The 10,293-nt window shown below is 48.6% G+C and carries 9 protein-coding genes; 3 read left to right on the top strand and 6 right to left on the bottom strand.

Annotated elements, in window-relative coordinates:
• Positions 1 to 132 precede the first annotated feature (132 nt).
• From KNQ13_RS14880 to KNQ13_RS14890, 3 genes are all read right to left on the bottom strand, one after another.
• A complete protein-coding gene (locus KNQ13_RS14880) occupies positions 133 to 429 on the bottom strand; it encodes an MGMT family protein (protein ID WP_026831136.1) in 297 nt (98 codons plus the stop codon).
• Positions 426 to 1,397, bottom strand: coding sequence for a cation diffusion facilitator family transporter (locus KNQ13_RS14885; protein WP_026831137.1), 972 nt, complete (start codon positions 1,395 to 1,397; stop codon positions 426 to 428). The genes KNQ13_RS14880 and KNQ13_RS14885 overlap by 4 nt, the downstream gene beginning before the upstream one ends.
• 130 nt (positions 1,398 to 1,527) lie before the next feature.
• A complete protein-coding gene (locus tag KNQ13_RS14890; RefSeq protein WP_026831138.1) occupies positions 1,528 to 2,016 on the bottom strand; it encodes a pyridoxamine 5'-phosphate oxidase family protein in 489 nt (162 codons plus the stop codon).
• Between the two features lie 166 nt (positions 2,017 to 2,182).
• On the opposite strand from KNQ13_RS14890, the gene KNQ13_RS14895 reads away from it, so the two are divergent.
• Positions 2,183 to 3,193: an LLM class flavin-dependent oxidoreductase gene (locus KNQ13_RS14895; protein ID WP_026831139.1), complete on the top strand. Its 1,011-nt coding sequence runs from the start codon at positions 2,183 to 2,185 to the stop codon at positions 3,191 to 3,193.
• A 99-nt stretch (positions 3,194 to 3,292) separates the two neighbouring features.
• On the opposite strand, the gene KNQ13_RS14900 is transcribed toward KNQ13_RS14895, so the two are convergent.
• A complete protein-coding gene (locus KNQ13_RS14900; RefSeq protein WP_026831140.1) occupies positions 3,293 to 4,723 on the bottom strand; it encodes a C40 family peptidase in 1,431 nt (476 codons plus the stop codon).
• Positions 4,724 to 4,938: 215 nt separating this feature from the next.
• Here KNQ13_RS14900 and KNQ13_RS14905 point away from each other — a divergent pair, with 215 nt between their 5' ends.
• On the top strand, positions 4,939 to 6,651 hold the full coding sequence (locus tag KNQ13_RS14905; RefSeq protein WP_026831141.1) for an ABC transporter ATP-binding protein: 1,713 nt from the start codon (positions 4,939 to 4,941) through the stop codon (positions 6,649 to 6,651).
• Positions 6,652 to 6,786: 135 nt separating this feature from the next.
• Complete coding sequence (locus KNQ13_RS14910; protein WP_026831142.1) at positions 6,787 to 7,650, top strand: DUF4003 family protein; 864 nt, start codon at positions 6,787 to 6,789, stop codon at positions 7,648 to 7,650.
• Between the two features lie 74 nt (positions 7,651 to 7,724).
• Here the strand turns inward: KNQ13_RS14910 and KNQ13_RS14915 are convergent, their stop codons facing one another.
• Together KNQ13_RS14915 and KNQ13_RS14920 are read right to left on the bottom strand one after the other, a co-directional pair.
• Positions 7,725 to 8,972 carry a lysine N(6)-hydroxylase/L-ornithine N(5)-oxygenase family protein gene (locus KNQ13_RS14915; RefSeq protein WP_026831143.1) on the bottom strand — a complete coding sequence of 416 codons (1,248 nt, stop codon included), beginning with the start codon at positions 8,970 to 8,972 and terminating at the stop codon, positions 7,725 to 7,727.
• A gap of 77 nt (positions 8,973 to 9,049) precedes the next feature.
• Positions 9,050 to 10,180: a S1C family serine protease gene (locus KNQ13_RS14920; protein ID WP_026831144.1), complete on the bottom strand. Its 1,131-nt coding sequence runs from the start codon at positions 10,178 to 10,180 to the stop codon at positions 9,050 to 9,052.
• Positions 10,181 to 10,293: the final 113 nt, after the last annotated feature.

A 10,293-nucleotide genomic window follows, 5' to 3' on the forward strand; every position in this document is an offset into this window, starting at 1 on the left:
ATACCGGGGTTTTCGCTTTTTTTCTATGTTCGATTTAAAATCCGATGGATTTTATGTGTCAACCACACCTTATGGTGATGAGCCAAAAAAAAGGAAGCGATTCGCATCGGGAGATGCGGTTCGCTTCCTTTTTTAGTCTGTTTCAACCTGATAACGGGCTAAGGACAATTTACCCCGGCATTCAAAGACGATTCCTTCGGCTTCAAGTACCAATTGCTGTTCCTCACCGTCGAGTGAAATTTCGCCTTTTGCATTCAAGACACGATGCCACGGCAATTGTTCCGTCCGACTGAGGCTGTGAAGAATCCGAGCGACTTGGCGTGCAGCACGTGGATTTCCGGCAAGACGGGCGACCTGGCCGTATGTCATGACCCGCCCCGGCGGAATCGAACGGATGACTTGGACGACCTCCAAGGTAAACGGAATCACGGTGTTTCGTTGGTCGAGGAAATATATTGTTGAATCTTATCGTCCTCATCAAATCCAATCGTCACGTCCGTAATCCCTTGTTGGAGCCGGATTTGTAGTTCGAGCCGATCCTTGATGTCATCGGCTTCAGCAATCGTCAACGATGGATCGACTTCAATCTCGACTTCAACATGGAAATGATCGCCTTCCTTGATGACTTCAAGCTTACTGATGTCACGCACGTCGGCATCTTGCAGGATGAGACCACCAAGCCGTGCCGACATCGTCTCATCGGCTTCTCCGAGTGCACCAGCGGCATTTTGTAAAAAGACGTTACCGACGACGTAAAACATCATTAAACCAATGATGATGGATGCGACGCCTTCTGCCTGGTGGAACGGTGTCAGATGGGAGATGATGACGGCGATCATCGCGACAAGCCCACCTGCTGTTGCGACCAGATCTTCGAGGAAGACGAGTCGGGTCGCCGGTTTTGCTTGTTTCAAGGCACGGAAACTATCGAGGATCAACTTCGGACCTTTCGTCGTCAGGCGGGCATCATGTGCGATTTCTTGCATCGCCTTATAAAAGACACCACTTTCGAGGACGACACCGACGAACAGGACGGATAGTGTAATCCAAAAGCCGGTCGATTCCGTCGGTTCGATGATGTGGGCAATGCCTTCATGAATCGTTTCATATGCCATGATGCCGACGAATAAGATCGCGCCGAGCAAGACCAGATTGACGAGGCGGCCAAAGCCGTTCGGGAACCGTTTTGTCGGTGCTTTCTTACTGAGGGCGGAACCGATGAAGACAAAAAACTGATTAGCAGCGTCACCAATCGTATGCATCATCTCAGCAAACATCGCGACGTTTCCCGTTAAGACGTAAGCGACAGCTTTGATGATGGCGATGACCGTATTGACGATCGCGGCGGTCAGGGCAGAGCGATTGCCCCGTTTTAATAACGTAATGAATTCTCCCATGATGTGTCTCCTTTAGCTAACAAACTTGATTACTAATAGTAGTATGTTACACCAGATGACCTCCTGAAAACCAATTTGAACAAAAAAAGACCATCTCACCCGTGGGTGAGATGGTCCAAATGTCATGGAGTCATGTTAAATCGACTGTTTTGTTGATTTCGTTTGAGTCGTCGTTCCCAACCGCTTTTTTCAACAGTTGTTTGACGGATTTCGTCGTATTTCCTGTCTCCCAGTATTCAGCGCCTTCGGTATTCACCTTGATCAAGACGACTTTTGGATCTTCATAGGTCGTTCCGAGATAGGCTTCGTAACGTGGACTCCAGAGTTCTTTTTTACGATTGATGTCTTCGACGAATTCGGCTTTCCCGCGAATCGAGACGTACGATTTATCGACATAGGCGACGTTGACGTTCGGATTTTTAAGAATTTCATTATATTTACCTGTATCTTTTGATGTAAGGAACCAGAGATCGCCATCGAACTCGATATCCTGAGTCTGCATCGGACGTGAAACGAGTCCCTCATCTGAGACCGTCGTCAGCATCGCTGTTTCGATTTTATCGATCAATTTTTTGACCGTTTCGACGGCTTCTTGGTTTGATGTATGATTCGTTGACATGAAAAACACCTCATCCTTTAAGTTTTTGTTGCGGCTACTTTAAGAATGTTCCCTGATTTATAAATTGAAAACGTCGCCATCCGGTAAACAGGCAGTTTAATTGCATTCGATTATCAGACAGGCGTACAGTTTAGACATGAAGTCAACACTAGAGGAGAGATTACAGATGAGATTAAGTATTTTAGACCAGTCGCCGGTCTCAAAAGGACAGACGCCGTCAGAAGCTTTACATGAAACGGTTGACCTTGCGAAAGTTGCCGATGAACTCGGTTATACACGTTTATGGGTGTCGGAGCACCACTTTGCGAAGACGCTTGCCGGATCAAGTCCGGAAGTCTTAATCGCCTACATGGCAGCCGTCACGAAACAGATTCGTCTTGGTTCAGGCGGAGTGATGTTACCGCATTACAGTCCATATAAAGTCGCCGAGAACTTCCGTGTCTTAGAAGGACTTGCTCCGAACCGGATTGATCTTGGACTCGGTCGCGCACCGGGCGGTATGCCGCTTGCGACACGTGCACTTCAAGAAGGATCGTCGCCGCGATTCGGCGGTGCCGACTACGGTGCGCAACTCGATGACCTCGTCGATTACTTAAAAGACGGGGCACCGGCGGACCATCGTTTCGCGGGACTTGTCGCGACACCGGAAGTCGACACGACACCGGAAGCCTGGTTGCTTGGTTCAAGCGGTGGCAGTGCTTTGAATGCCGCGCAACGTGGATTCGGGTTCGCGTTTGCCCACTTCATCAACGGACAGGGTGGTCAAGACGTGATGGATTATTACCGTCATAATTTCATGGCGACATCGTTCAACGAGACGCCGCAGACACTTGTTTCGATTTTTGTGACGTGTGCTGAAACGACGGAAGAGGCGGAACGTTTGGCTTCGAGTCTTGATCTGTCGTTGCTCCTGCTTGAGAAAGGTGTCTCGTCAACAGGTACACCGACTCCGGAGGAAGCCGCCGCTTACCAGTACTCATTCCAGGATCAGTTCCGGATTGCCGAAAACCGGAAACGGATGATCGTCGGAAACCCGGAAGACGTCGCCCGTCAGTTGCAAAATCTCGCGGACTCTTACGGAACGGATGAAGTGATGATCGCTTCGATGATTGCTGACAAGGAAGCGAAACAACAATCACTCCGTCTGATCATGGACGCAGTCAAAGCAACAGTTTAACCTGATAAGGACGTTCATCTCAGCTTGCCGAGGTGGACGTTTTTTCTGTTTAATCAAAAACAGCCCTGGCGAGATGGGTTCTCGTTGAGGCTGTTTGAATTAAAGTGCTTTAAAACCAAGTAACTTTTGTGTCCAGTATTTTTCAGACAGGCGACTGATGCCGAGTGACGGTGTGTTGGCATGAATGAACTGATCGTTGTTCAACATGATGCCAATGTGAGTCGGGCCGGCTGCGTACGTATTTTCAAAGAAAATGATGTCTCCACGGACCGGTTGGCGTAATTTCGATAACTTTTGACCGAGGTAACCGTCATTGTTCCAGTAGCCGTTGACGTTGGTCCGGGCGACTTTGTAGCCGGCCGTGTTCAATGCATAGTTGATGAAGCCGGAACAATCGAATCCGCCGTTGACCGGACTGCTCGAACCCCAGACGTACGGTGTCCCGAGATACTGTTGTCCGATCGAGATGGCTTTTTCCATGATGCCAGACGCTGGAACCGTCGTCGTTGGCGGTGTGACCGGTGGTGTTACCGGAGCCGTGACGGAACCGGTCGTGATATAGCTTTTCGCGACATAATAATACGTCGCCCCGATTTTAATTTGGTACCAGCCAGCGTTTGTACCAGTCGTTTCACCGGACACTTGGACGCTTGCGCCATGGGCCAGTTGGGTAAAGATTGTGGCTGTCGTTGCAGGAGCCGTCCGGACGTTCAAGCCGGTTGGTGCATTGACTTTATAGGATTTTGATTGATCGACCGGTGTGACAGAGACACCTGGTGCAGGCGGGGTTTCTTTTGCCGTCGCAGAGACATAACTGGATGCGACGTAGACATTTTTCCCATCAAGTTGGATTTGGTACCAGGAATCGACTGCGCCCGTGACTTTCAAGACGGTTTTGTGTGGTAATGTTTTATAAATCTTGCCTGTCGTCGAAGCAGACAGACGGGCGTTTAATCCTTCTTTTGCATTGACTTCATATTGTTTTGACGAGTCGACCGCTTTGACGGCTGTCGAAACCGGGGGTGTGACGGGTGTCGTGACGGGTGGTTTTGAACCGGTCGTCACTGTCGATGTTTTGGCCGTGACGAGTGTCGTATGGACGAATGCCGGCTTGTTTTTGTAGTTGATTTCATACCAGTCGCCTGATTTCTTTTTGACCGTTAAATTGACGTTTTTCGCCAGTTTACCAAGCGATTTTGAAGACGTCGTCGCCTTTTCCCGGACATTGACGGCTGAGGTGTTCGTTATGTAGGTCGTAGTTGTCGGTGCTTTTGCAGGAACCGTTTTGACGTAAGCAGCGGTGATGAATGCTTTTTTCGATTGGTGGCGAATTTCGTACCATGAACCGGTTTTTTTGACTGCTGTGACGGTCGTTCCTTTTTTGAGGGTCGTAATCACAGGAGCGGAAGTAGTGGCAGCAGTCCGGATATTGACGTTGTCTGTCAAGATGAGTGTCGTTGATGCGGCTTCGACGCCTGTTGCTGAGCTGATCAGCGCAAGAGTCGTCAAAGTGAGAAATGTCTTTTTCACGTAGTGTGGCTCCCTTCCAAAATAACGAATCCAGTTCGATCTGAAATCGAATCATTGTTACCATTTTGTCATAAGAAGGATGGGATTCACCTGATTTAAAAATATATTTTTTGAGAAAGATTTTCAGTTCGTTTTCAAAAAAAAGAGGAGTTTTGCAAACGAGAATAATTTTCAATTATCCTGTACACTAAAGGTAATTTGAAAGGAGGACTTGCATGTTAAAACGGTTTTATCACTATTACATACCGCATAAACGATTGTTTTGGCTCGATTTTTCATCTGCCTTGTTCGTTGGACTGCTTGAACTGGCATTCCCACTCGCTGTCAAATGGTTCATCGACACGCTGTTGCCGGAAGGCGAGCTCAACTGGATCATTCTTGTCAGTGTCGGATTACTGGGGTTGTATGTCATCAGTACGTTGATGCAGTTCGTCGTCAACTACTTTGGTCATAAGCTCGGAATCAATATCGAGACCGATATGCGGCGTCAGTTGTTTGGACATGTCCAAAAGCAATCGTTCCGTTTTTTTGACAATACAAAAACGGGACACATCATGAGCCGGATTACGAATGACTTGTTTGATATCGGTGAACTGGCCCACCATGGTCCGGAAGATGCCTTCATCGCGGTCATGACGTTACTCGGTGCCTTTTCGATCATGATGACGATCAACGTTCGACTCGCACTCGTCACGATTATCGCTGTGCCATTTTTGATCTGGTTGATCAGTTATGCCAACGTCCGGATGAACCGGTCGTGGGACCGGATGTACGGCAACATCGCGGAAGTCAATTCCCGGGTCGAGGACAGCGTGTCCGGCATTCGCGTCGTACAATCGTTTACGAACGAGGCCCACGAAGTGGCACGCTTTGAAAAGGACAACGTGACGTTCCGCCAGTCGAAGATCAATGCGTATAAAGTCATGAGTACAAGTCTATCCGGCATCTATTTGACGACCCGATTGATGACGCTGGCCGTCCTCGTCGTTGGTGCCTATCTCAGTTACAACGGAAAACTCACATACGGTGAACTGGTCGGTTTCATTTTGTATATGAATATTCTTCTAAAACCAATCGATAAGATTACGGCACTCCTTGAGTTATACCCTAAAGGAATGGCCGGGTTCAAACGTTTCCTCGAGATGATTGACCATGACGAGGAATTAAAGGACGCACCGGATGCGATTGCAGTCTCGACCTTGCGCGGTGCGATTCGCTTTGATGATGTCAGCTTTGGTTATGAAGCGGATCGTCTGATTCTAAATAACATCCATTTATCGGTCGAACCGGGACAGACGATTGCCTTCGTCGGAACATCCGGTGCAGGGAAAACAACGATTTGTTCCTTAATTCCGCGATTCTATGATGTCACGGACGGCGCAATCACAATCGACGGGATTGATATCCGGCAGATGACAAAAGCATCGCTCCGGCAACAAATCGGGATCGTTCAGCAAGATGTCTTCCTGTTTTCTGGAACGATTGCGGAAAACATTGCCTACGGAGACTTGACGGCAAGTCGAGCGGAAATCATCGAGGCCGCGGAACGGGCGCATCTTGGGCAGATGATTGCCGATTTACCGGACGGATATGACACGCAGATCGGCGAGCGGGGCTTGAAGTTATCCGGCGGACAAAAGCAGCGTCTTGCGATTGCGCGGATGTTTCTCAAGAACCCACCTTTGTTGATCTTAGACGAAGCGACATCGGCGCTCGATACGGAAACAGAAGCAATCATTCAAGAGTCGCTTGCCGAACTGTCTAAAAACCGGACGACGCTGATCATTGCTCACCGTCTGGCGACGATTCGTCAGGCAGACCGGATTTTAGTCGTCACGAAAGATGGAATCGTCGAAGATGGGACACATGAAGAGCTCGTTGAGAACGGTGGTTACTTCTCGCGTCTACTTGAAAAACAACGTGTCTGACATCAGCCGGGAGTCTCCTCATCTGCCAAGATGAAGCAGGCTTCCGGCTTTTTTTGTGAGGCTGGTCAGTCGTCCGAGAAAAGCGGAATGATTTCACAGGAAGCGGGAACATATAAGAGAAGGGAGGACGGGAACATGTACGGATTATTTTGTGAAAATTACAATGAGAGTTATTCGACGTTACATGGAGAATCCTCACATGACTTCCATCGTTTTTTTGCCTTGTCCTATACGATACATGATAGGGCCTTTCACAAAGACGCATATGATCAGATGATGCAGATCGTCAAACGGAAGACGACCCGATTTTCTGCCTTACGGAGTCGCTATACCCCGTTGTTGATTTCACACATTGAGCTCAACAGTACAGAACCGGATCGGTTGCTCGAGAAAGTGATCGAAGCGGAACGACATATCAAACGGCGTTTCATCAAAGAAAAGGCCGTCCGCCCTTTTTTTGCCCTCAGTGAAGTCCTGAACCGTGAGCAAGGCATCGATGCATTTGCCCTCGTCGAACAACTCAAACAGACCCATCCCGTCCTCAATCTGGCGAAACAATATGTCGTGACGTCGACGTTGATGGAGACTAAAGCCTTGCCGGAGTCGTTCCTTGAAACGGTCGAACAAGCAGAGAAATGGCTCGAACAATGGATGAGCCCGTCAAGTGAACGGTTGATGACTGCTCAGATTTTAGGTGCGTTACCGGAACTTGACGCACGAAAAAAGCGGATCCGGATTTGGTGTGAGATGCTGGAAGAAAGGGAAGTTCGGATTTGGGATCGGTTGTTTCCGTTACTGGCGTTACTTGAAACGACGGAACGGGTCGATATGATTTATGTGACGCGGATTGTCGACCGGGAACGGTCCCGCAACCGTTTTTCCGACGAAGTCAACTGGCTGATTGCCTTTCATCTCCTGCTCGCTAAATCAGGCAAAAGCCGCTTACAGTCGGCTTTGCTGATTTTAGCGACGCTTGAACTGACAAAAAAACCGCAATAAACAAGGAAATTCGTTCAGACTAAAAAAAGCCAAACGACCCTCAGCAAACTTGTTGAGGGTCGTTTGGTGTACCGTTAGTTAAATGTGGTGAACGTCGCATGTTGCTCGACCGGATATAACGCTTTCCCGGCCACGTCATTTAAAATCAGTTGATTTCGTGAGACCGACATGCCGAGATTGTCGGCGGCTGGACCATGTGATAACTCGAGATTCGTCGTTGCATACAGATGATGATCGGTTTTGAGTGTCCGACCGATCCGGTAGTTGGCATCGACTTTCCATGCCTGTTCGCCCTCGAACTCGATATCGAGTCGATGGGTGAAGCGGGGAAGCGACGGGACGAACCCGGTTGCCGCGACGACGGCTGCTGTGTTTGAAGTCCGCTGGTCGTTTAGTTCCGTATGACGCATCGAGATCGTAAAGTCATTTTCGTGCGTAATCTGATCAACTTCTAAGTTCGCCCGGATCTTGATACGTTGGACTTCATCACGCGGTAAGTCATACAAATGTTCATAGATGGCTTGTAGCGTCTCCGGACTGATCCCGTTTTGCGAGCGAGCGAATTTTGCGACGGCTTCTTGTCTGGTCGCGAGCGGCAGGCTGTTGAAATACTGGACATAGCTCGGGGAAAAGATTTCTTCACCGAGTTTTCCGGTCTCGAGTGTCTCGAAGATCGTCGACCGGGAAATCCATTCCAGTTCAAATGCCTTCGGGCGGTCACTCGTCAACAAGTCGAGGAAGATTTCAGCGGCGCTTTGACCGGAACCGACGATACTGACTTTAGCTTGTTTCAGTAAATGTTCTTTTTCCATGACATATTGGGTGTTATGAATGACTCCTTCGTCAAAACTAGACGGAATCGAAGGTTTTGCGCCGGTTCCGAGCACGACGTTACGTGTTTCGTATGTCGTCCGTTTCCCGGTCGTGACTTCTTCGACGAGCACTTCATAACTGTCACCCGTATCTTGGATGTCGATCACACGTGTCGAAAAGTGTAGGTCTTCTAGTTGGGTCGAGACCCATTTTAAATAGGCATTGTACTCTTGGCGTGAAATAAGTAATTTTTCATAAAAATAAAACGTATGCAAGCGATTGATGGATCGCAAGTAGTTTAAATACGTAAACGGACTCGTCGGATCAGCGAGCGTGACGAGGTCAGAAATAAAACTTGTCTGCATCATCGAATCCTTGATCATCATTCCCGGATGCCAGGAAAATTGTTCGCTTTCATCAAAAAATAACGTCCGCAGAGGTGTCGGATGAGCAAGGGCACTTAAGCCTAAGTTCATCGGTCCGATTCCTACGCCAATCAAATCATACATAAAAAAGCCTCCCAATCAATATTGTTATAAAACAATACCCGATATAGGAGGGGGTTGAAACGTACCTTGTTAATTGTTTACAGTTGATCCGTCGTCGTCGTTTGAGTCGAGACAGTCAGTTGTTTGCCATCACGGATGATGGTTAAGGTGACATTGCCGTCAGATTTGATGAGGGCTGTTTTAATGTCAACAAAACTTTTGATCGTTTCATCGTTGATTTTAGTGATGACATCACCTGTTTTTAATTTAGCGGAGGCTGCCGGACTGTTTGGTTCAATCGACATGACGACGACACCTGTTTTTTGGGACTCGGGCAGTTTAACTTGTTCGAGCAGGTAGCCGGCCGGGAAAGCCGAAACGTCCTGCAGGGAAACACCAAGTGTCGGGTGTTTGACTTCACCATTTGTCTCAAGCTGTTTGAGGATCGGTAAGGCATCGTCAATCGGGATACTGAAACCAACCCCTTCGACGCCACTCTCGGCAATCTTCATCGAGTTGATCCCGACCAGTTGACCTTGTTCGTTGATCAAGGCGCCACCGGAATTCCCCGGGTTGATGGCGGCATCGGTCTGGATGACCGTCGTATTGAAGTCATCCTGTCCATCTTTGTTCGTATCGACAGGGACGGTCCGGTCGTTGGAACTGACGATTCCCCGTGTGACGGAGTTTTGGAACTCACCAAGCGGATTGCCGATCGCAAGGACGGTTTGTCCGGCTTTTAAGTCAGCCGATTTTCCGAGTGTGATGACGGAAGGGACGTCTTTAGCATCCACCTCAAGGACGGCAAGGTCATACGTCTCGTCACTCCCAAGTAGTTTTGCCGTGAGTGTTTTTCCGTTGTTCAAGGTCACTTCCAGTTTACTTGCCCCATCGACGACATGATGGTTTGTGATGATGTACGCTTGATCGTCTGATTTTTTATAGATGACACCTGAGCCGGAACCACTCGCGGCGTCCTCTTGGTTTATCGAATTCCCAGTCTGATAATTCGTGACCGTCACGACGGATTTTTGCGCAGTAGCGACGGCGTTCGTCACGGGATCACTGGTCGTCGTCGAAACTTGTTTTGGCATGCCGTTTGAAAGTGGAGTATCCGCGACCTGTTGTTCTTGATCCATTAAAATCGGAAAGGCGACCGTTGCGGTAAGTACGGCACCGATGATGCCCCCGGTTAATCCAGGTAAAAGTTGTCTTGTTTTTCCTGCCATCGAAATCCATCCCTTCAAGTGTTGTGGCTCATCACCATAACACGTGGTTGCTATTTTAACGACCAAGCTCAAGGCGCAATCTCAAAAAGAATCGTTCGAGGTTTCGGTAGCCA

It is taken from the genome of Exiguobacterium sp. s128 (assembly GCF_018618815.1).
Taxonomy (GTDB): Bacteria; Bacillota; Bacilli; order Exiguobacteriales; family Exiguobacteriaceae; genus Exiguobacterium_A; species Exiguobacterium_A antarcticum.

Excerpts from the sequence above, each read along its gene's own strand:
- KNQ13_RS14885 (WP_026831137.1), bottom strand. The coding sequence starts at position 1,397 with ATGGGAGAATTCATTACGTTATTAAAACGGGGCAATCGCTCTGCCCTG.
- KNQ13_RS14895 (WP_026831139.1), top strand. The coding sequence starts at position 2,183 with ATGAGATTAAGTATTTTAGACCAGTCGCCGGTCTCAAAAGGACAGACG.
- KNQ13_RS14915 (WP_026831143.1), bottom strand. The coding sequence starts at position 8,972 with ATGTATGATTTGATTGGCGTAGGAATCGGACCGATGAACTTAGGCTTA.
- KNQ13_RS14905 (WP_026831141.1), top strand. The coding sequence starts at position 4,939 with ATGTTAAAACGGTTTTATCACTATTACATACCGCATAAACGATTGTTT.
- KNQ13_RS14910 (WP_026831142.1), top strand. The coding sequence starts at position 6,787 with ATGTACGGATTATTTTGTGAAAATTACAATGAGAGTTATTCGACGTTA.
- KNQ13_RS14890 (WP_026831138.1), bottom strand. The coding sequence starts at position 2,016 with ATGTCAACGAATCATACATCAAACCAAGAAGCCGTCGAAACGGTCAAA.
- KNQ13_RS14920 (WP_026831144.1), bottom strand. The coding sequence starts at position 10,180 with ATGGCAGGAAAAACAAGACAACTTTTACCTGGATTAACCGGGGGCATC.